The sequence below is a fragment of the Gorillibacterium massiliense genome, from assembly GCF_000455485.1.
In the GTDB taxonomy this organism is placed as follows: Bacteria; Bacillota; Bacilli; order Paenibacillales; family NBRC-103111; genus Gorillibacterium; species Gorillibacterium massiliense.
In genome coordinates this window covers 1-20,366 of record NZ_CBQR020000085.1, presented here as the reverse complement: position 1 = coordinate 20,366, position 20,366 = coordinate 1, and the positions used below count along the sequence as shown (strand labels likewise).

The 20,366-nt window shown below is 53.3% G+C and carries 17 protein-coding genes and 1 other annotated feature; of the genes, 16 read left to right on the top strand and 1 reads right to left on the bottom strand.

Annotated elements, in window-relative coordinates; genetic code table 11:
* The 7 genes from hemB (at nucleotide 1) to TJ79_RS09875 (ending at nucleotide 8,362) form a co-directional block, all read left to right on the top strand.
* Nucleotides 1-1,002 carry a porphobilinogen synthase gene (gene hemB, locus TJ79_RS09905; RefSeq protein WP_040950146.1) on the top strand — a complete coding sequence of 334 codons (1,002 nt, stop codon included), beginning with the start codon at nucleotides 1-3 and terminating at the stop codon, nucleotides 1,000-1,002.
* Nucleotides 1,003-1,241: 239 nt separating this feature from the next.
* Nucleotides 1,242-2,306: a uroporphyrinogen decarboxylase gene (hemE, locus tag TJ79_RS09900; protein WP_040950145.1), complete on the top strand. Its 1,065-nt coding sequence runs from the start codon at nucleotides 1,242-1,244 to the stop codon at nucleotides 2,304-2,306.
* A gap of 2 nt (nucleotides 2,307-2,308) precedes the next feature.
* A complete protein-coding gene (gene hemH / locus TJ79_RS09895; RefSeq protein ID WP_040950144.1) occupies nucleotides 2,309-3,268 on the top strand; it encodes a ferrochelatase in 960 nt (319 codons plus the stop codon).
* Nucleotides 3,269-3,289: 21 nt separating this feature from the next.
* Nucleotides 3,290-4,750 carry a protoporphyrinogen oxidase gene (gene hemG, locus TJ79_RS09890; protein WP_040950143.1) on the top strand — a complete coding sequence of 487 codons (1,461 nt, stop codon included), beginning with the start codon at nucleotides 3,290-3,292 and terminating at the stop codon, nucleotides 4,748-4,750.
* 48 nt (nucleotides 4,751-4,798) lie between these two features.
* Complete coding sequence (hemL, locus tag TJ79_RS09885) at nucleotides 4,799-6,088, top strand: glutamate-1-semialdehyde 2,1-aminomutase (RefSeq protein WP_040950163.1); 1,290 nt, start codon at nucleotides 4,799-4,801, stop codon at nucleotides 6,086-6,088.
* Between the two features lie 123 nt (nucleotides 6,089-6,211).
* A complete protein-coding gene (locus tag TJ79_RS09880) occupies nucleotides 6,212-7,153 on the top strand; it encodes an RluA family pseudouridine synthase (RefSeq protein WP_040950142.1) in 942 nt (313 codons plus the stop codon).
* 78 nt (nucleotides 7,154-7,231) lie between these two features.
* On the top strand, nucleotides 7,232-8,362 hold the full coding sequence (locus TJ79_RS09875) for a LysM peptidoglycan-binding domain-containing protein (RefSeq protein ID WP_040950141.1): 1,131 nt from the start codon (nucleotides 7,232-7,234) through the stop codon (nucleotides 8,360-8,362).
* 111 nt (nucleotides 8,363-8,473) lie between these two features.
* Here TJ79_RS09875 and TJ79_RS27735 read toward each other — a convergent pair whose 3' ends face one another.
* A complete protein-coding gene (locus TJ79_RS27735) occupies nucleotides 8,474-8,638 on the bottom strand; it encodes a hypothetical protein (RefSeq protein WP_202903311.1) in 165 nt (54 codons plus the stop codon).
* A 285-nt stretch (nucleotides 8,639-8,923) separates the two neighbouring features.
* Nucleotides 8,924-9,146, top strand: a binding site (T-box leader).
* 83 nt (nucleotides 9,147-9,229) lie between these two features.
* Between TJ79_RS27735 and TJ79_RS09870 the strand changes: the two genes are divergently transcribed.
* The 9 genes from TJ79_RS09870 to mreC all read left to right on the top strand — a co-directional run.
* The gene (locus TJ79_RS09870; RefSeq protein WP_040950162.1) at nucleotides 9,230-11,902 is read left to right on the top strand and encodes a valine--tRNA ligase; all 2,673 of its coding nucleotides are present in this window, start codon (nucleotides 9,230-9,232) and stop codon (nucleotides 11,900-11,902) included.
* Nucleotides 11,903-12,032: 130 nt separating this feature from the next.
* Nucleotides 12,033-13,436: a bifunctional folylpolyglutamate synthase/dihydrofolate synthase gene (locus tag TJ79_RS09865; RefSeq protein WP_238322924.1), complete on the top strand. Its 1,404-nt coding sequence runs from the start codon at nucleotides 12,033-12,035 to the stop codon at nucleotides 13,434-13,436.
* A 5-nt stretch (nucleotides 13,437-13,441) separates the two neighbouring features.
* Complete coding sequence (gene murC, locus TJ79_RS09860; protein ID WP_040950140.1) at nucleotides 13,442-14,815, top strand: UDP-N-acetylmuramate--L-alanine ligase; 1,374 nt, start codon at nucleotides 13,442-13,444, stop codon at nucleotides 14,813-14,815.
* 180 nt (nucleotides 14,816-14,995) lie between these two features.
* Nucleotides 14,996-16,429 carry a hypothetical protein gene (locus TJ79_RS09855; protein ID WP_040950139.1) on the top strand — a complete coding sequence of 478 codons (1,434 nt, stop codon included), beginning with the start codon at nucleotides 14,996-14,998 and terminating at the stop codon, nucleotides 16,427-16,429.
* Nucleotides 16,430-16,652: 223 nt separating this feature from the next.
* Nucleotides 16,653-16,895 carry a DUF4321 domain-containing protein gene (locus TJ79_RS09850; RefSeq protein ID WP_040950138.1) on the top strand — a complete coding sequence of 81 codons (243 nt, stop codon included), beginning with the start codon at nucleotides 16,653-16,655 and terminating at the stop codon, nucleotides 16,893-16,895.
* A gap of 62 nt (nucleotides 16,896-16,957) precedes the next feature.
* Entirely contained in the window at nucleotides 16,958-17,551 is a 594-nt protein-coding gene (locus TJ79_RS09845) for a Maf family protein (RefSeq protein ID WP_040950137.1), read from the top strand.
* A 204-nt stretch (nucleotides 17,552-17,755) separates the two neighbouring features.
* Nucleotides 17,756-18,445: a RadC family protein gene (gene radC, locus TJ79_RS09840; RefSeq protein WP_040950136.1), complete on the top strand. Its 690-nt coding sequence runs from the start codon at nucleotides 17,756-17,758 to the stop codon at nucleotides 18,443-18,445.
* A gap of 53 nt (nucleotides 18,446-18,498) precedes the next feature.
* Nucleotides 18,499-19,533, top strand: coding sequence for a rod shape-determining protein (locus tag TJ79_RS09835; RefSeq protein ID WP_040950135.1), 1,035 nt, complete (start codon nucleotides 18,499-18,501; stop codon nucleotides 19,531-19,533).
* A gap of 81 nt (nucleotides 19,534-19,614) precedes the next feature.
* The coding region (gene mreC / locus TJ79_RS09830) for a rod shape-determining protein MreC (protein WP_040950160.1) at nucleotides 19,615-20,366 on the top strand (752 nt) is incomplete at its 3' end.

The window sequence follows — 20,366 nt, the reverse complement described above, 5'->3', positions numbered from 1 at the left end:
ATGAGTTTTCCTGTTGTCCGGCACCGCCGGTTAAGATCGTCCGCCGCCTTGCGGGGCATGGTACGGGAGTATGCTTATTCCGTCCATGACTTGATTTATCCCATTTTTGTTGCCTATGGAGAAGGGATCAAACGGGAAATCCCCTCGATGCCCGGCGTCTTCCACTGGTCCCTTGACCGGTTGGAGGAGGAGATTGCCGAAGTGACGGCACTCGGCATTCCGGCGGTATTGCTCTTTGGCATTCCCGAGCATAAGGACGCCGTCGGCACCTCCGCATACGCCGAGGATGGCATCGTTCAGCAGGCGACCCGCCGCATCAAAGAGCTGGCTCCCGATCTGCTGGTGATTGCCGACACCTGTCTGTGCGAATATACCGACCATGGCCACTGCGGTATGGTGCATACAGACCCTCACACCAACAAAACCGTCATTACCAACGACGACTCGTTGGACCTTTTGGCCGCCACAGCCGTATCCCAGGCTAAGGCGGGGGCCGACATCATCGCGCCATCCAATATGATGGACGGTTTCGTCACCGCAATCCGTTCCGCTCTTGACGAGGCAGGTTATCAGGATACCCCGATCATGTCCTATGCGGTGAAATATGCTTCCGCCTACTACGGTCCCTTCCGCGAAGCGGCTCAATCCGCTCCCCAGTTCGGCGACCGCAAAACCTATCAAATGGACCCGGCAAACGCCCGGGAAGCTCTGCGGGAAGCGGAATCCGACGTCCAGGAGGGAGCCGACATGCTAATCGTTAAACCGGCCCTCGCTTACATGGATATCATCCGCACGGTTCGCGACAACTTTGACCTTCCTGTCGTGGCTTACAATGTCAGCGCCGAATATTCCATGGTCAAAGCCGCTGCCATGAACGGCTGGATCAGCGAGCAAGCCATCGTAATGGAGACACTGACCGGTTTTAAACGGGCAGGCGCCGATATGATCATCACCTATTTTGCCAAGGATGCCGCACGCTGGCTGAAGGAAGCTCGGGTTTAATAATCCGACTGCAGAGACTGTTCCTCTCAAACTCGTTCTGAACGGGTCGAGCGCGAGAGGGCGGTCTCTTTTCGTCTTGATCTTTTGTCGAATAACTTACAGCATGCTATGCAAAATATAACGAAATCCGCCGCAAATCGTTACAATTATGTGGCGGGAAGGCAACTTTCTTGTCTCGCGATTGTTCGATAAGGCATAATAGAAAGAAGAACGATCTTAAGAAAAAAAGGAGTTCAATCATGCCTTTTAACGATACTTTTCTGCGGGCATGCCGCAAGCAGCCTATAGAAGCTTTGCCGGTCTGGTATATGCGCCAGGCGGGTCGCTACGATCCCGAATACCGGAAAATCAAGGAGAAATACAGCCTGCTCGAAATCTGCAGACAGCCGGAACTGGCGGCCGAAGTGACGATGATGCCGGTTCGGAAGCTGGACGTGGACGCAGCGATTCTCTATTCCGATATTATGAATCCGGTAGCCTCCATCGGCGTCGATTTCGATATCGTCGCTAGCATTGGTCCGGTTATTGCCAGCCCGATCCGCAATGAGCAGGACGTGGCTCGGCTCCGCCCCATCGATGTGGAGGGAGATTTGGGTCATGTGCTGAAAACCATCGAGATCCTCGACCGGGAGCTCACGGTGCCGTTGATCACCTTTGCCGGAGCCCCTTTTACTATTGCCAGCTACTTGATCGAGGGACGGCCTTCCAAATCCTATATCCGCACAAAAGAAATGATGTATGCCGCACCTAAAGTGTGGTTCGCTCTGATGGACAAGCTGGGGGACATGGCTATCGCCTATCTCAGAGCTCATATCGCGGCAGGGGCGAAAGCGGTTCAGCTATTTGACAGCTGGGTGGGAGCGCTCTCTCCCGCCGATTTTGCCCAATACGTTCTGCCTACCATTCAGCGTATTTTCGCGGAGCTGGTCGATCTACCCCAGCCGAAAATTTATTTCCCCGGCGTAAGCTCAGGCGAGCTTTTACCGCTTCTAAAGTCGATTCAAGCCGATGTGATCGGACTGGACTGGCGGGTTCCGATAGCGGAAGGAAGGGCAAGAACCGGCGGAGGGTTTGCTGTTCAAGGCAATCTCGACCCCTATGTGCTGACAGCGCCGATGGACGTGATCAAGGAAAAGGCCCGGACGATCATGGACGAAGGAATGGCGGGCGGACCCGGTTATATTTTCAATCTGGGGCATGGGCTGTTTCCGGAGGCATCCCTGGAAAAATTAACGGAACTGACGGCATTCATTCACGACTATTCCCGAACAGCATTGGCGGCGCAAATGAAGGAGGCTCGTTAACCATGGCGGACAAAGCTCGGATCGGCGTACTGGTGATGTCTTATGGAACGCCTGAAAGCATGGATCAAATTGAGGAATATTACACGCACATCCGTCATGGACGCAAGCCGTCGCCTGAACAGCTGCAGGATCTCATTCACCGGTATGAAGCGATTGTCGGCGGGTTTTTCCCGCTACGGAAAAATACAGACCGGCAAGTAGCCGCCCTGGAGGATGCCTTGAATCGCGGGGACGGGAGATATACCTTTCAGTGCTATCAAGGGTTGAAGCATGCCAAGCCTTTTGTCGCTGACGGAGTGGAGGAGATGGCGAAGGATGGGCTCAAGGAAGCAATCGGCTTGGTTCTCGCTCCGCATTATTCAACCATGAGCGTTGGAAGTTACATAAAAGAAGCCCGGACGAAAGCAGATGAATTGGGAATCTCCATGCAATTTGTAGAGAGTTATCACTTGAATCCGAGTTTGATCCAAGCTCTGACCAATCGGGTGATGCAGGAAATGGCTGCTTTTTCCTCGGAGGGAACCGGCAAGGACGAGGTGGAGGTGCTTTTTACCGCCCACAGTCTGCCGGAGCGGATTCTCGCTATGAAAGATCCTTATCCCGTACAGTTGATGGAAACCGCAAAGATCGTAGCGGAAAAATCCGGCATCACCCGCTGGCGATTTGCTTGGCAAAGCGCGGGTCGGACGGCGGAGCCGTGGCTCGGCCCAGATATTCTCGATGTGCTGCGCAAGCTGCGCCATGAGGAGAACACCCGCAACGTGCTGGTTTGCCCCGTCGGTTTCGTATCCGACCATCTTGAAGTGTTGTACGACGTGGATATCGAGTGCCAGGCGTTGGCGGCGGAATTAGGCATGAACCTGAAACGCACCGAATCCCTCAATATCGATCCGCTCTACATGGAAGCGTTAAGAAGCAGCATTTTATCCGTCCTGGAAAATCATAAGGCGGCAGCGCGATAAAGTTAGAAAGGAATGAGCTAGGTGAAAGATGGCCTGCGTGAAGTAGTCATTTTAGGTGGCGGCATAACAGGGCTGACCACCGCTTTTTATTTGAAACAATATTCCGCTGAAGCCGGCATTCCCCTTCGCATTCGCATCGTTGAGAAAAGCCCGAGACTTGGCGGCAAAATCCATACCTTGGAGCGCGAAGGGTTTACCATTGAAAAAGGCGCGGATTCTTTTCTGGCCCGCAAACGGCCGATCATCGATCTAGCTCTTGCCCTTGGCTTGGAGCAGGAGTTGACCGGGCAGGGAGCGAAAGGGAAACGGTCGTATTTTCTGCAGCGGGGGCAATTTTTCCCTGCGCCCAAAGGAATGGTACTGGGGGTTCCCACCGATTTGGACGCCTTTATGGAAACCGATTTGGTCAGTGCGGAAGGAAAAGCGCGGGTGCTTAAGGATCTGGACATCCCGAAACGCGAGGAACCGGGAGACGAGTCCCTCGGCGGATTTTTGGCGCGAAGATTGGGAACGGAGATGGTGGAAAATGTCGCCGAACCGCTCTTGGCCGGTATTTATGCAGGGGATTTATTCAAGCTCAGTCTGGCTGCAACTTTTCCGCAGTTCAAGGAAGCGGAAGAGCGCTGCGGTAGCCTGATCAAGGGAATGCAGGAGGATCAGCGCACGGCCAAACCTCCGGCAGATCAGCCCGAAGCGGCCAGAAACAGCGCGTTTCTTTCCTTTAATCACGGCTTGGACACCCTAGTGAAAGGGCTCTTGCGGGCTCTGGACGGCGTGGAGATAGCAACTGGCACAGGCGCAGTCCGGATTCATAAAGACGCAGCGGCGGAGATTAGCTTGGGGCAAGCGGATCAGCCGCCAGCCTATCAGGTGGAGTTGGAGGACGGAAACCGGCTTGCTGCCGATGTAATGATCGTCACGGTTCCGACCTATGAATATCCCGGGCTGCTTCCGGCTTATCCGGGTCTCGGCAAGCTGGCTGAGCTGCCTTATATTTCGGTAGCCAATGTGGTTCTCGCTTTTGACGAAGCGGAAGCGGCGACGGATTTTGACGGGGCCGGTTTTGTCATTTCCCGCAAGGAAGGGCGGTTCATCACGGCTTGTACGTGGACCTCATCCAAATGGGTGCATACCGCTCCGCCGGGACGCATGCTTTTGCGCTGTTATGTCGGTCGGGCTGGAGATCAGGAATGGGTGAAGCTGAGCGACGAGGAGTTGGTAGCCGGCGTGCGCCGCGAGGTTGCCGATTTGATGCATATTACCGCGGAGCCGCTGTTTCATGAAGTAACCCGGCTATACCGGTCGATGCCGAACTATCCCGTCGGCCATCTGGAAAATGTGCAGGCAGCCCGGTCGGAGCTTGCGGCAGACATGCCGGGGGTTTATGTGACAGGAGCGGCTTTTGATGGCGTCGGACTGCCCGATTGCATCCGGCAAGGCCGGGATACGGCAGCGGAGTGTCTGGCATTTTTGCGAAAATAGCGGATAATGGATGGAAGATACAGGTGGGAGGGTGCTGTAGTGAGCGACATGCGGAAAAGAGTAGACGACAAATCTCGAATCGCTTTTGAGGCGGCGAAAAAGGTCATTCCCGGCGGCGTGAACAGTCCGGTGCGGGCTTTCAAATCCGTTGGCTTGACGCCGGTTTATGTGGAGCGGGGCGAAGGCTGCCGCATCTACGATATTGACGGCAATACCTTTATTGATTATATCTGCTCCTGGGGACCGCTGATTATGGGCCACGCCCATCCGGAAGTGATTTCGGCCATTCAGCGCACGGCGGCAAAAGGCACAAGCTTCGGCACCCCGACGGAGCTGGAAACGGAAATGGCGAAACTGGTTTGCGAACGGGTGCCATCCGTTGAAGTGGTGCGGATGGTCAACAGCGGCACAGAAGCGACCATGAGCGCCATCCGTTTGGCTCGCGGCTATACGGGCCGGACGCGGATTTTGAAATTCGAAGGCAGTTATCATGGGCATGCGGATTCTCTGCTGATCAAAGCAGGCTCCGGCGTAGCGACATTAGGGCTGCCGGATAGTCCGGGTGTTCCCGAAAGCGTGGCGGTCAATACGATCACCGCTCCGTACAATGATTTGGAAGCCGTTAAGCTCGCCTTTGAAAAATTCGGTGAGGACTTGGCAGCCGTCATCGTGGAACCCGTGGCCGGCAACATGGGCGTCGTCCCTCCTCAGCCGGGCTTCCTGCAGGGACTCAGGGACTTGACGACGAAGTACGGAACGGTGCTGATTTTCGATGAGGTCATGACCGGATTCCGGGTCGGCTATCATAGCGCCCAAGGCCGTTTCGGCGTCACGCCGGATTTGACCACCATGGGTAAAGTCATCGGCGGCGGGCTTCCCGTCGGCGCATATGGCGGCAAGCGCGAGATCATGGAGCAAATCGCTCCATCCGGCCCAATCTATCAAGCCGGCACGCTATCCGGCAATCCTTTGGCGATGGCGGCGGGTTTCGCAACCTTGAGCTTGCTTACTCCCGCCGTATATGACCGTTTGGAAGAAGCGGCAGGGAGGCTTGAGACGGGCATTCGCCGGAATGCGGAAGAAACGGGGATCGCCCTTTCCGTTAACCGGGTTGGCTCCATGGTTTGCCCCTTTTTCACGGACCGGCCAGTTATCAACTACGAGACGGCCAAAACCTCGAACCTGGCTCAATTTACGAGCTATTTTGGCCATATGCTGGATGGCGGCGTGGTGATTGCGCCCTCCCAGTTTGAAGGCATGTTCGTGTCCGCCGCCCATACGGATGATGACATCGACGCAACGATTGCGGCTCATCTGGAGGCGTTAAAGAAAATTTAGCATGAGGAGGACGGATATGCTGGCAAAATATGTGCTCTTTAGCGTTCCTGCCGATTTGCTGCTGGTGATGGCCGTATTCGGCCTTGCCCTTCTATTGATCGCTTGGAGGGGGATAAAGTCGCAATGAGAGCAGGCATTCGGAAAGACGAATGGCTGGAATTGGCGGCAGAAGCAGATGGGCAGGATCTGAATGTTTGGCTGCGGGAGGCAAGCGGCTTGCCGGATAAACTCATACGTAAGCTGGAGGCGGAGAAAGGGGTCCGGATCAAGGGCGACCGCCTCTTTTTGCGTTTGTTTCCCCGGGAAGAACCGCAATTTGCGGCGGAGTGGAATGTACCGCCGATCCTGTACGAGGACGATTTCTGCCTGGTGGCGGACAAGCCGGCGGGGATGGCGGTTCATCCCTCGCGGCCAGAGGAAAACGGCACTCTGGCCAATGCCATCGCAGGCTACTATATCATGACAGGGCAGGAATGCCGCGTGCGTCATATTCATCGTCTGGATGAAGATACAAGCGGCCCTGTGCTCTATGCTAAAAACGAGCTAGCCCAGCTTCGCCTGGACGAGGAGATGCGAAAAAAGACCATCGGCCGCACGTACTTGGCTGTGGTACATGGACGGCTAGGTACAGCGCGCGGGACAATCGACGCGCCCATCGGCAAGGACCGGCATCAAGCGGGACGACGGCGGGTCAGCGCGACTGGGGATCCGGCGGTGACCCATTATGAAACGGTGGAAGATTTCCCCGGCTTTACCTTGGTGCGGCTGCGGCTGGAGACCGGAAGGACTCATCAAATTCGCGTTCATATGAGCCACATCGGCCATCCATTGGCCGGTGATGAGCTTTACGGCGGCAAACGGCAACTGGCGCTTTTTTCAAGCATGCCGGAATCTGGTTCAAAAGCAGGACGACCGGCGGTAACATACACCTTCAACCGGCAAGCCCTCCATGGAGAGCGATTAAGTTTTCCTCATCCCATGACGGGAGAATGGATTCAAGCCGAGTGTCCCCTACCTGAAGATTTCCACGAACTGCTGCAACATTTGAGGAAAATGTACCGGTGAAATAGTTGGCATGCTCCCTTTCGGTCATCCATATAATGGTTAGGGAAAGGATGACGATATCGGAGGGAGGAAGATGGGATGACGGAAAATCATTCCGGCTTGCGTTTTGATATTTACGAACGCGTGCGCTTGCCGGATGGACTTGCCGGCATTCAGGCGCTGGACGAGGCAGAGCTCATTCCCCATATTCAAGTGTTTGAGGAGCGGGATTATGCGGTCATCAAAGGCAATCTGTGGCTGACCGGGACCTATACAGGGGACGAAGGCGAGCCGGGACGGGAACTTGCGCATCTTATACCGGTGGAGATTACGATGCCCTTAAGCCGCGTGCAGCGTCTGGAAGACATTAACGTTGAGATCGAGCAATTTGATATTGAAATGCTGAACAGCCGCAGCCTGAATGTTACGGGTGTGCTGTCCCTACACGGATTAGAGCTTGCCTCCTCCTCTGCCGAGCAAAGTTGGGACGAACCCGACGAAGAAGAAACGGTGTTCGTTTACACTCCTGTGCAATCGGCGCCGGAATATGTGCCTGCTTTCTCATCTGTCGAGAGAAGCGAAGGGGCAGTGGCAGAAGCCAATGAACCGGTTGTGGAAAACGAAGCAAACGAATCGGATCAGCTTGAACCAGCAATGCACGAAGAGGTTGTTCAATCAGAGGAGAATCCTGCCCATACAGAATATACCGTCTTCGCCGTGGAAAACGAACAGGCAAACGTGCCGGAGCTGGTGCCGGTTTATAATCTGTCACTTGCTGAGATCGAGCCGGAGGCAGAACCTGGGAGCAACAATGCCATTCCAACTACTTACGCAGAAGAACCTGCAGCCGAATCGGCTGTGCCTCTGAAGCGATCCGCGGAACCTGTCGTAACGGCTGGGGTGGCTTCGCATCCGGAATTGACCGACGAGAAGCTGACTGCCGTTGCCCGTTTGCATTCTCTTGCCGAAGCGTCTGGGCGCTGGACCGCGGCTGTAGTCGAGACAGCTCCCATTGAGCAGTATCACGAGGACATGCAATGGAAAAACCTGTTCTTGCGAGACGATGAACTCGGGGAATTCAAAAGCATGAGGATCTGTATCGTTCAAAAGGAAGAAACCATTGAGCAGATCGCTAACCGCTACCGGATTCAGCCCCGGGAAATTGCCCTTTATAATCGTCTCTCCACCCAGCAGTTGGATGAGGGGCAGATTATTGTGATCCCGTCGTAAGAATACGATCGGCCATAAACAGAGCGAAAAGACTGTTCTTAGCCGTAATTGGCAAGGAGCAGTCTTTTCCTTTGGAGTCATACTCAAAAATTGGCTGTTGCCGCAGTTTCTTCAATACACGTCAAAGAGAAAGCCCAAATAGACAAGGAAAAAAGCAAACAGCAAAAGCACATCCACCGGGTTCGGCAGCAGCAGCGTGCGCACGAATTGGATGCAGATGAGCGGGAACAGCACGGCCCGCAATGTCGGTCGGAATTTCCACCACCATTTCTGCAAGGAGGCCACCTCTTTTTGGCTTCATAAGAATTTGTAGGTTTGGCACTACAATAAGCCTTCCGCTATGGTTAACGTCGCTCGTCCTGGAAGATCGGCGTTAGCCGTTTATCCTAGATAGCTTAATAAAAGAAAGGGGGAGTTGCGCGGACTTGGCGCTCGCACAGCTCGTTTGGCGAATGGGCCATGCTTAAGCATATGAGCCGAATATCACCCGATATGCTAATTCGGAGCAAATGGTATGAACGTTGACGATAAAGGATAATATGGTTATGATAGGGATAATATGAAACAGCGAAGAATGGGAAGAGTAGTCAACCATCCCTGCAGAGAGCGGGTCACACGGTGCAAGATCCGCGGGTCAATCGGTTGATGAAGGTCACCCTGGAGCTGCGGCAGCGGATCACCGCCAGCCGCCGGTAGCAGCCGTTATCTGCTTATGAGTGCCGCGTCCTACGGTGGATGCGGAATGAAGGTGGTACCACGGAAGCTTATGCCTTTCGTCCTTTAGCGGACGGAGGGCTTTTTGCATTTTCCGGGGGCGATTCGAACCCCGCGACAAACACAGATGCAATCGTATGGAGGGATTATCTTATGACAGAAATCAATGAAACCAAACCCACGGCAGAGATGCCCACGACCTATGACCCGAAGGAAGCCGAGGGAAAATGGTACGATTATTGGCAGCAGGGTGGATATTTCAAAGCGGGCCAGCGGAAGGACGCGGAGCCGTATACCATCGTCATCCCGCCCCCCAACGTAACAGGCATGCTGCATATTGGTCATGCGATGGATTTTACCATTCAAGATATCTTGATCCGCACCAAGCGGATGCAGGGATTTGATACCCTGTGGCTGCCGGGAACGGACCATGCCGGGATTGCTACGCAAGCGAAAGTGGAGCAAAAGCTGCGGGAGGAAGGCGTCAGCCGCTACGATTTGGGTCGGGAGAAATTCCTCGACCGGGTATGGGATTGGAAAGAGCATTACGCCAATTCCATCCGCAAGCAATGGTCCAAGATGGGCCTATCCCTCGATTATTCCCGGGAGAGGTTTACTCTGGATGAAGGTTTGTCCGCCGCCGTTCGCGAGGTTTTTGTCCGGCTGTACGAAAAGGGACTCATCTACCGCGGCAAGTACATCATCAACTGGGACCCGGCCGCCCGCACGGCGCTGTCTGACATTGAAGTGGAGTATAAGGAAGTTCAAGGCGCGCTGTACCATCTGAACTATCCGCTGAAGGAAGGCGGCGGTTTCATCACCGTAGCCACCACCCGTCCGGAAACGATGCTTGGAGATACAGCCGTAGCCGTGCATCCTGAGGACTGCCGCTATAAGCACTTGATCGGCCAAATGCTGATCTTGCCGCTCACCGGGCGAGAAATCCCGATTATCGCTGATGAGTACGTAGAGATGGATTTTGGTAGCGGCGCGGTTAAAATCACTCCTGCTCATGATCCCAACGACTTTGAAGTAGGCACCCGCCACAACCTGCCGCAAATTCTCGTCATGGACGAATCCGGCACGATGAATGCCAATGCCGGTGCTTATCAAGGCTTGGACCGGTTCGACTGCCGCAAGAAGATTGTCGCTGATCTTAAGGAGCAGGGATATCTGGCCAAGATCGAAGAGCATATCCACCAGGTCGGCCACAGCGAGCGCACCGGCGCTGTTGTTGAGCCCTACCTGTCTACCCAATGGTTCGTGAAAATGCAGCCGCTCGCAGACAAGGCCATTGCCGCCCAGAAAAACGGCACCGGCGTTCATTTTGTCACCGAGCGCTTCGAGAAAAGCTACCTGCACTGGATGGAAAACATCCGGGATTGGTGCATCTCCCGCCAACTGTGGTGGGGACACCGGATTCCCGCTTGGTATTGCAAGTCCTGTGGAGAAGTTCACGTTTCCCGGACGGAGGTTGACGCTTGCGGCAAATGCGGCAGTACCGATCTCGTTCAAGACAATGACGTAATGGACACCTGGTTCAGCTCGGCTCTTTGGCCTTTCTCCACTCTCGGCTGGCCAAACACGGAGAGCGAAGACTACAAGCGCTACTATCCCAACAGCGTGCTGGTGACCGCTTACGATATCATTTTGTTCTGGGTATCTCGGATGATCTTCTCCGGTCTGGAATATACCGGCAAGATTCCCTTCAAGGACGTGCTCATCCACGGTCTCGTCCGCGACTCCGAAGGCCGCAAAATGTCCAAATCCTTGGGCAACGGCGTCGATCCTTTGGAAATCATCGACCAATACGGCGCTGACGCCATGCGTTACATGATTTCCACCGGTATCACGACCGGCCAGGATCTCCGCTTCCGTATCGAGAAAGTCGAGCAAGCACGGAATTTTGCCAACAAGATTTGGAATGCCTCCCGCTTTGCCCTGATGAACTTGGGAGATATGAAAGTGGAGGATATCCGTCTGGATGGAAAGCTGGGCACGGCAGACCGTTGGATACTGTCCCGTTTGAACGAAACCGTCGGAGAGGTTACCCGCTTGCTGGATACCTACGAATTTGGAGAAACCGGTCGACTTCTGTATAATTTTATTTGGGATGATCTGTGCGACTGGTATATTGAATTCAGCAAACTGTCCCTGTACAGCGAGGATGAAGCGGCGAAAGCCACGACCCGCAGCGTTCTGGCCTACGTTCTGGATCAAACGTTGCGCCTCCTGCATCCCTTCATGCCGTACATTACCGAGGAAATTTGGCAGCACCTGCCCCACGAGGGAGAGACTATCACCTTGGCGGCTTGGCCGACGCCGAAGGCGGAATTCGCCGCTCCAGATGCCGTACGCGAGATGGAGCTCTTGATGGACATCATTCGTGCCGTTCGCAACATCCGCGCCGAAGTGAATGTGCCGATGAGCAAGAAAATCGAGCTTCGGGTGAATGCATCGGACGAAGAAACCTATGCGATTCTCTCTCGCAATGAAGACTATTTGCGCCGTTTTTGCGGAACAAGCGAGCTTACGCTGGGAACGGGACTGGAAGCGCCGGAAAAGGCAATGACCGCCGTTGTCACCGGGGCGGAGCTGATTTTACCTCTTGCCGGGCTGATCGATATTACCCAGGAGATCGCCCGCCTGGAAAAAGAACTGCAAACCTTGCACAGCGAAGTAGACCGGGTGATGAAGAAGCTGGGCAACGAGGGCTTTGTCGCTAAAGCGCCCGCTAAAGTTATCGAAGAAGAGAAGGCGAAGCTGGCCGATTATTCCGACAAACGGGATAAAGTGGCAGCTCGTATCGCGGAACTGCGGGGCTGATGATCAGCCCCCATCTTCTGCAACGAGGGCTATGACGCCTATTTCCGATAGGGTTAAAAAGAGCCGTTACGGGCGAATTTACGGACCAAACCCGGGTACTTACTCATATATATAAAAAGGATGAGTCTGGATGACAATAGAACATGATGTAGCGGAAGGCGGCAGCGGTATGATGATTCAGTCCGAAGCCGCATTCCGAAGCTACGAGGAAGCGGTGGATTGGATAACCCGGCGAGCACCGGTATATGGCATTCGTCCGGGGCTTACGCGGATGAACCTGCTGATGGAGCATTTCGGGCATCCCGAACGCCGGCTCAAATTTATCCACGTCGCTGGAACGAATGGGAAGGGCTCTGTATGTGCTTACTTGACTGAGGTATTGCAGCGGAACGGTTACGATGTCGGCAGCTTCACCTCCCCTTACATCGAGCGGTTTACCGACCGTTTGCGCTACAACGGGAAAGACATTCCCGATGAGGACGTCCTGCGGCTTGCCAATAGGCTCAAGCCCTTGGCCGACGAGTTGGCAGAGGGTGAGGCAGGACCCCCGACAATGTTTGAATTGGTTACCGCGATGGCGATTCTCTATTTTGGTCAAACCGTTTTTCCTGATTTTGTCGTTTGGGAGACGGGGCTGGGCGGTCGCCTCGATTCAACGAATATCGTAACGCCGATCCTTTCGATCCTGACGAATGTCGGGCATGATCATATGGATGTTTTAGGGGATACCCTGGAGAAGATCGCTTGGGAAAAAGCCGGTATCATCAAAAACGGTGTTCCCGTGGTCAGCGCCATCGATCAGCCGGAAGCACTGGAAGTCGTCCATCAGGTGTGCACGGATAAGCAAGCGACGCTGTACAGCTTGAACCGTGAGTTTCATTTTGAGGCGACGGCAAGCAGTGAAACGGGGCAAACCTTCGATTTTATGGGGCCTTTCCGTCATTTTGCAGAGGTACCGATGTCCATGATCGGCTATCATCAATTTAAGAACGCCTCGGTTGCTTTCATGGCTCTGGAGGTATTGCGGCAATATTATGCCGTCGTTTTGGAGGATGAGCAGATTGCCGAAGGCTTTCGGGAAACCCGTTGGCCCGGCCGGTTGGAGTTGGTGTCCAACCATCCCCGGCTTCTCCTAGACGGCGCCCACAATCCCGAAGGAGCGGCTGCTTTGGCGGCCGCGCTGAAGGAAACCTACAGGTACCGAAAATTGAATATCGCGATGGGGATGATTTCCACCAAAGATCATGTGGGGTTTTTATCCCAAATCCTTCCCCTGGCGGACACCGTCATTTTCACGGAGCCTGACTTCCATAAAAAAATGGATGCTGCCGCTCTCGCCGAGCGGGCAAATTCCCTCCCGGCTGATTTACATAAACCGAAGATCATCGTGGAAGCGGACTGGAGAAAGGCCCTCGACGCATTGATCGCGATGACGGATGAGGAAGATTTAGCACTTGTTTGCGGCACACTTTATTTGATATCCGACGTACGCTCCTGGGTTTTGCGCCGGACCGATTCCGAAAAAGGTTGGTGAACGGATTGAACAACACAGAACATGTCCATTTTATCGGCATCGGCGGCTACGGAATGAGCGCCATCGCCAAGGTAATGCTGGAGCTGGGATACCGGGTGTCGGGTTCGGATTTGGTGCAGCAGGAGCTGACGGAGAAGTTAGCTGCCAAAGGCGCTCAGGTGTACATCGGTCATGAGGCCGATCACGTTCGCGGCGCCGACCTCGTTGTTTATTCCACGGCGCTTTCTGGCGACAACGTGGAGATGCGTCAGGCAGAGGAATTAAAAATTCCTGTCCTCCACCGTTCGCAGATGCTCGCCCGGCTGATGAATGAACGCAAAGGCGTTGCCGTTGCCGGCGCCCACGGAAAAACGACAACCTCTTCCATGATTGCTTTGATCATGGAGACATGCGGCAAAGATCCTACCTACATCATCGGCGGGGAAATCGTCAATCTGGGCAGCAATGCTAAAGCCGGCAAGGGCGATTACGTCATTGCCGAGGCAGACGAAAGCGATGGCTCCTTCCTTCAATACCATCCGCTTATGGCGGTGGTCACCAATATCGAAGCCGATCACCTGGAACATTACGGCGGGGACTTCCAGAACCTGAAGGAAGCGTACCGGAAGTTTTTGACCCAGGTGAAAAAAGGCGGAAAAGCCGTGGTGTGCGGCGACGATCCGCATCTTTCGGAGATGCTGCCCGAGCTCGGCGCAACCGCCATTACCTACGGTATTCACAATGAAGCCGACTACATGGCCTATGACCTGCAGCTTGGCGACCGAACCGTTACGTTCCAGGTACGCCACGGAGAGGATCATCTGGGATCCGTCACGTTGTCGATTCCCGGCAAGTACAATGTCTATAACGCGCTGGCTGCTTTAATCGTTTGTATGCAGGCGGGGCTTACCTTTGAAATAGCGGCTGAGGCGATCACAGGCTTCCGCGGGGCGAAACGCCGGTTTCAAGTGCTGGGTGAAGTGGATGATATTCTCGTCATAGACGACTATGCTCACCACCCAACGGAAATTCTGGCCACCATCAGCGCCGCTAAAGCTACGGGAAAGCGGATCATTGCCGTCTTCCAGCCCCAGCGCTATACCCGTACCTATTTTCTGTTTGATCAATTCAGCCGGGCTTTCCCGGAAGCGGATGAAGTGATCATTACCGACATCTACAGCCCCGCGGGGGAAAAACAGATCGAGGGCATCACCTCCGCTAAATTGGTTGAATTGATCCGTCAAAACAGCAATGGAAACGTCCGGTACATTCCGACGAAAGAAGCTGTGCTGGAGGATCTGAAAAGCCGAGTACAATCGGGAGATTTGGTGATTACCATGGGCGCAGGAGACATATGGAAAGCAGCCGACGGGCTGGCTAAACATTTGCGCAACCAATAACTTAAGCAAATATCCGGAAGCCGTGTAAGAAAGCGTTCGTCCGCTTTCCTGCGCGGCTTCTTTGCTATTCCTCTCATATAATGCGGGCTTGTTTCATATGCATGAAGTATAAGTTGAACAAATGCTACAATCTTTGGTTCAACTTATTCTGAAACGACGGATGAGAGGGAAGGGATACAGATGAACAAGGCGCGGATCACCTACCGGTTTAACGATAACGGCATGAAACGGGATAACCGTGAACCATATGAAGGGGATGAACGAAACAAGGAGAAGGCAGGAGAGTCCCACCGGGAAGCTGCCCCGATGGTGGGAGCCGACGGCTTTGGCGGCCGGATTCCCGTTTACGGGGAGAGAAACTCCCATGGGAACGGTAGCCACAAGGACGATATCAATGTCATTCCTCTGTTTCATGAAGAGTTTCGGAAGGCTCCGGAGGATGATTGGTCCGGTCGGGTATCGGATACCTATGGAGCTAATTATGACGCTTACGACGAAGAGACGAAGCGCATCGACGGGTTGCTCCATTATACCAATCAAACGAACGTCCAATCGAACGGCCAATATTGGGACAATGAGTACATGGATTATACGTCGTATCGGGATGATCTTACGGAACGCCGCGAGCGGTCTTCTCGTGCTCCCAGGGATAATGATCCGGTTTTTCGCCGTGAGGATGTGAAAATGGAACCAGAATATGATCCGTACGGTTACCAAAGAGATGAGGATCGGTATGAGGACATGCCCATCGTTACCGCCCGCAGGCTGCGCCGCCCGAATACCGCATGGCTAAAAATCGCCGGAGCCTTGGCCGGAGCCTTGGCACTGGGCGGATTGCTCGGTTACTTTGTTCTGCAAATGTTCAATGGACCTGGGCCAAAACAAGAAGATGCCACCCTAGGGGATAAAGGTAGCGCCGTTATCGAGCAAGACCAGTCAGACAACTCATCCGGAACGGGGAAATCCGCTGCGCCAGTCTCAGCATCTGCCAACATTTCGCTGCCGGCGTTTTCCTTCACTCTGCTGCAAAATGGTAAATTCAGCACGGCGGACGGAGCGCAGGTCGCCTCTCAGGCGTTGGATGGTAAGGGCAAGGCGGCTGTCACGGAGTCCGGAGATTCTTATTTTGTCTATGCCGGCATAGCGCCGGATCTTACCACCGGCAAGCAATACGCACTTCGCCTGCAGAATGAAGGCATTGAAATTTACGCCAAGGAAGTCAAATTGCCCGCCATGAGCCGCGTGAAATGGGACGGGAGCACCGCGTCGCTGCAAAGCTTCCTGACCCAGGCCAATAAGATGCTGCAAATGATGTCTGGGTTGACCATCGTTCATCTTGATGAGGAATCGCCGACTCCGCTCAACGCCGCTAGCGTCGATGCTATGAAGATGACGTATCAAGCCTGGGCGAAGCAGGAGAAGACCGCCATATCGGGAGCGGCGAAAGATCCCGGTGCGCTCCTGCAGCGGATGTCCAATGCGATCCATACGACGGAAAAAGCGTTGGAAGATTACGCCGGCAAACCATCGGCGCAGCAGTTGCAGCAGGCGCAAATTTATATCATGCAAGCGGCTCTGGCGGAAAAGCAGCTATTGACGAACATCGCCTCTTGATTACATGAATTTCCTGATTTTTGAAAGCTTTGTCGAAATCTGCATTGCGCTCCCGGCTTCTATCCTTTTATAATAAGAAAAACGTCTATCAACGTAAATTCAAAGAAGCCAGACCGCATTTAAAGGTAGTTTTTCTTGTGATATCAGGAAGCTGATGCCCCGAAGTTTATACATTCTGATATCATAAAAGAAATACTTAAGGAAAAAATAAGGCAGGGAGCCAATGAAAAAGTCAGGTCTCATGTTCGCCGTTTTTCTTATTTTGGGAATTATTACAGGTGCGGTGCTGACCGCTGTTTTAGATCCGGTTCAGGGCATCTCGTTTTTGACCCGTTCAGCGGTGATCAACTGGAAACCAAGCGCCGATCTGAATGTGCTTACGTTCAACATTAATATTACAATTCGCATGAATTTGCTCAGTGTCGCATGTATGATCACTTCGATTTGGCTATACCGCAAAATGTAAGACAACCCGTTAACGGACCCTACACGGGTCCGTTTTTTCGAAATTTGGACATGAGGTGTGAAATGACAACGACGAAAACATTGGTGCTTGCCTCCAAATCGCCGAGGCGCCAGGAATTGATCAAGCTGTTAGACATCCCCTACGAGGTTGTCGCGATTGATACAAATGAGGACATCTCCGATTCTCTTGCTCCGGATCGTATGGTGGAGGAACTGTCTTTGAGAAAAGCGGTGGCTGTTCAGATGGCTTTGGAGGACGGTAAGGATAAGATCGTGATCGGAGCAGATACCATTGTCTATTTGAATGGACAAGTGTTCGGCAAACCTGTTGACGACGATCATGCGAAAAGGATGCTCCGAGAGCTTCAAGGTCGGCCCCATCAAGTCTACACCGGAATTACTTGTCTCGATGCGGAGTCCGGAGAGGCGCTGACTCGCCACTCTGTTACGGATGTTGTCATAAAGCCACTGACGGATGAACAACTGGACCGCTACATTCGAACCGGAGAGGGCAGGGACAAAGCCGGGTCCTACGCAGCCCAAGGAATCGGGTCGATTATCGTGCAGGAGATCCATGGCGATTTTTTCAACGTGGTCGGCTTGTCCATTTCACTTCTTGCGGACATGTTGGAGGAATTAGGCGTTTCTGTCATGTAAGCCTGTTAGCCCCTTCTTTATACCTAATTTTTGCCGTGCCGTTATGGTGCGGCTTTTTTATTTAATAAGATAGAATAAATTTGGACAAAAATGGTACCGCTACCGGGAGGATTTGCATTTGTTACACCGGGTGAACATGCTATAATAAGAAAATGCTTCTTGGTCATGCAGCGAGTAGCATCGGAACAAAGGATGTTGGATGAAATGGAAGATAAACTCACAACGCTGCATGACTTGCCGAAAGATGAGAGACCCCGTGAGAAAATGCTGCAGCGGGGCGCAAAATCGTTGTCTGACGCGGAGCTTCTCGCTATCCTGCTGCGCACCGGAACCGTGTCGGAATCAGCGGTCAGCGTCGCTTGTCGGATTCTGAAGGAATCCGGCTCACTGCGCAATTTGGTGGATATGAGCACAAACCAGCTGATGCAGGTAAAAGGCATCGGCCCAGCCAAAGCGCTGCAAATTCAAGCGGGGATCGAATTGGGGAGACGGTTGGCGCGGACAAGCCTGGAGGAAAAAGATTTTATCCGTTCACCGGAAGACGCAGCCCGATTCCTCATGGAAGATATGCGCTATCTGCAAAAGGAGCATTTCGTCTGCCTGTTTCTTAACACGAAAAATCGCATTATCGCAACGGAGACTCTTTCCATCGGGAGTCTGAACGCATCCATCGTACACCCGCGGGAAGTGTTTCGTGCTGCCATCAAGTGCAGCAGCGCATCCATCATTTGCGTACATAATCACCCTAGCGGCGACCCTGCTCCAAGCCCCGAGGATTTACAAATTACTGCAAGACTGGTGGAAGCCGGGGAACTGGTCGGCATCGAAGTTTTGGATCATCTGATCCTGGGCGACGGCCGATTTATAAGTTTGAAGGAAAAAGGGTACATGTAATATAATAGGACTAGCAATCGGATAGGTTGCGACAGAAGGGAGAACGTGTTTACATGTTTGGAGGATCTAGAGACCTTGGAATCGATTTGGGTACAGCAAATACCCTCGTATATGCAAAAGGAAAAGGTATCGTCATGCGGGAGCCGTCGGTTGTCGCCATCCGGACGGATACGAAAACAATAGAGGCCGTTGGGGAAGCAGCCAAGAAAATGATTGGCCGGACTCCGGGTAATATTCGCGCTGTGCGCCCGATGAAGGACGGGGTCATTGCCGACTTTGAAACCACAGCCATTATGATCAAATATTTCATCAGCCAAGCCCAGAAACAGAAGGGCTTGTTCAAAAGCCATCCCAATGTTATGGTTTGCGTTCCCTCGGGCATTACCGCAGTAGAAAAGCGGGCAGTCGAAGACGCCACTAAGCAGGCGGGTGCGAAGGAAGCTCACACCATTGAGGAGCCTTTTGCTGCAGCGATCGGCGCTGATCTTCCCGTTTGGGAACCGACCGGCAGTATGGTTGTAGACATCGGCGGGGGAACGACGGAAGTTGCCGTTATTTCCTTGGGAGGCATCGTGACATGCCGTTCCATTCGGATTGCCGGGGACGAGATGGATGAAGCCATCACCCAATACATCAAACGGATGTATAATCTTTTGATCGGGGAACGGACTGCCGAACAAATGAAGATCGAGATCGGTTCCGCTCTCCCCATGGAGAAAGTGGAAACCCTCGAAATCCGCGGCCGCGACCTGGTCTCCGGTCTTCCGAAAACGATGACCATCAGCTCTGACGAAGTGACGGAAGCGCTGACGGATACGGTTAATGCCATCGTCGATGCGGTAAAAGTAACTCTGGAAAAATGTCCTCCTGAACTGGCCGCAGACATCATGGACCGCGGTATTGTGCTTACCGGCGGCGGCGGTTTACTGCGTAATTTAGATAAGCTGCTTTCCAGGGAAACTGGCATGCCGGTGCTTGTTGCCGATAATCCTCTCGACTGTGTAGCGATCGGGACGGGAAGAGCCCTCGACAATATCCATCTGCTCAATAAACCAAAGTCGGCCACGAACACTAAATCAAAGCGATAAGAGAACGAGAGAGTCTGCCTAGCGACAATCATTGTCCAAGGCAGACTTCTTGAGATGAGGGTGTACGTCTTGTTTAATTTTATGGGGAAACGGAAAGTACTCGTGCTCATGCTCACCCTCGTTTTGTTTATCGCTATCTTTGGTTTGACACGGATCGGAACGAGGGACAAATTGACATGGCCGGAAAAATTCATTAAGGATTGCGTTTCTTGGACTCAGGGTGTTTTCAACATTCCGGCGCGATATACAGCCGGCGTCGTCGCGGATATCCGCGATTTGCACACCGTCTATATTGAGAATAAAACGCTGAGGTTGGCACTTTCACAATATGCCCGGGATACAATGCGGCTTAACGAACTGGAAGCGCAAAATGAACGGTTAAAAAGCCTGCTGAACTTTACGGAAAAGCAAAAGACCGCAAATGATTATAAATATCATGTCGCTGAGGTAAGCGCCTACGCGCCTGACCCCTACAGCCATGTCATCACGATAAACGTCGGATCGAAAGACGGCATCAAGAAAAATATGGCGGTCATCTCCGAAGCCGGCTTAATTGGCCGAGTGCTGCTTCCGGCGGATTTTACATCGACAGTTCAACTGTTGACGGCGACGGATTCCGTGGCCGATTCCAAAGGGGTTGCCGCTACCATCAAAGGTAAGGAAGATCGCTCCTTCGGCATCATCAGTTATAATTCGGACAATGAAAAACTCGCTATGTCCAAAATCCCTCCCCAGGATGACGTCGCTGTCGGCGATACCGTTATTACCTCCGGATATGGCGGGGTATTTCCCAAAGGCATCGTTATCGGCACCGTTCTTTCCGTGGAAGTGGA

Bases quoted from the DNA above. Each gene is read 5' to 3' on its own strand.
- radC (WP_040950136.1), top strand. From the start codon at position 17,756: ATGGAAGATAAACTCACAACGCTGCATGACTTGCCGAAAGATGAGAGA.
- TJ79_RS09845 (WP_040950137.1), top strand. From the start codon at position 16,958: ATGACAACGACGAAAACATTGGTGCTTGCCTCCAAATCGCCGAGGCGC.
- hemE (WP_040950145.1), top strand. From the start codon at position 1,242: ATGCCTTTTAACGATACTTTTCTGCGGGCATGCCGCAAGCAGCCTATA.
- TJ79_RS09835 (WP_040950135.1), top strand. From the start codon at position 18,499: ATGTTTGGAGGATCTAGAGACCTTGGAATCGATTTGGGTACAGCAAAT.
- TJ79_RS09875 (WP_040950141.1), top strand. From the start codon at position 7,232: ATGACGGAAAATCATTCCGGCTTGCGTTTTGATATTTACGAACGCGTG.
- TJ79_RS09855 (WP_040950139.1), top strand. From the start codon at position 14,996: ATGAACAAGGCGCGGATCACCTACCGGTTTAACGATAACGGCATGAAA.
- TJ79_RS09865 (WP_238322924.1), top strand. From the start codon at position 12,033: ATGACAATAGAACATGATGTAGCGGAAGGCGGCAGCGGTATGATGATT.
- hemH (WP_040950144.1), top strand. From the start codon at position 2,309: ATGGCGGACAAAGCTCGGATCGGCGTACTGGTGATGTCTTATGGAACG.
- hemB (WP_040950146.1), top strand. From the start codon at position 1: ATGAGTTTTCCTGTTGTCCGGCACCGCCGGTTAAGATCGTCCGCCGCC.
- TJ79_RS09870 (WP_040950162.1), top strand. From the start codon at position 9,230: ATGACAGAAATCAATGAAACCAAACCCACGGCAGAGATGCCCACGACC.
- TJ79_RS09880 (WP_040950142.1), top strand. From the start codon at position 6,212: ATGAGAGCAGGCATTCGGAAAGACGAATGGCTGGAATTGGCGGCAGAA.
- hemL (WP_040950163.1), top strand. From the start codon at position 4,799: ATGCGGAAAAGAGTAGACGACAAATCTCGAATCGCTTTTGAGGCGGCG.
- TJ79_RS09850 (WP_040950138.1), top strand. From the start codon at position 16,653: ATGAAAAAGTCAGGTCTCATGTTCGCCGTTTTTCTTATTTTGGGAATT.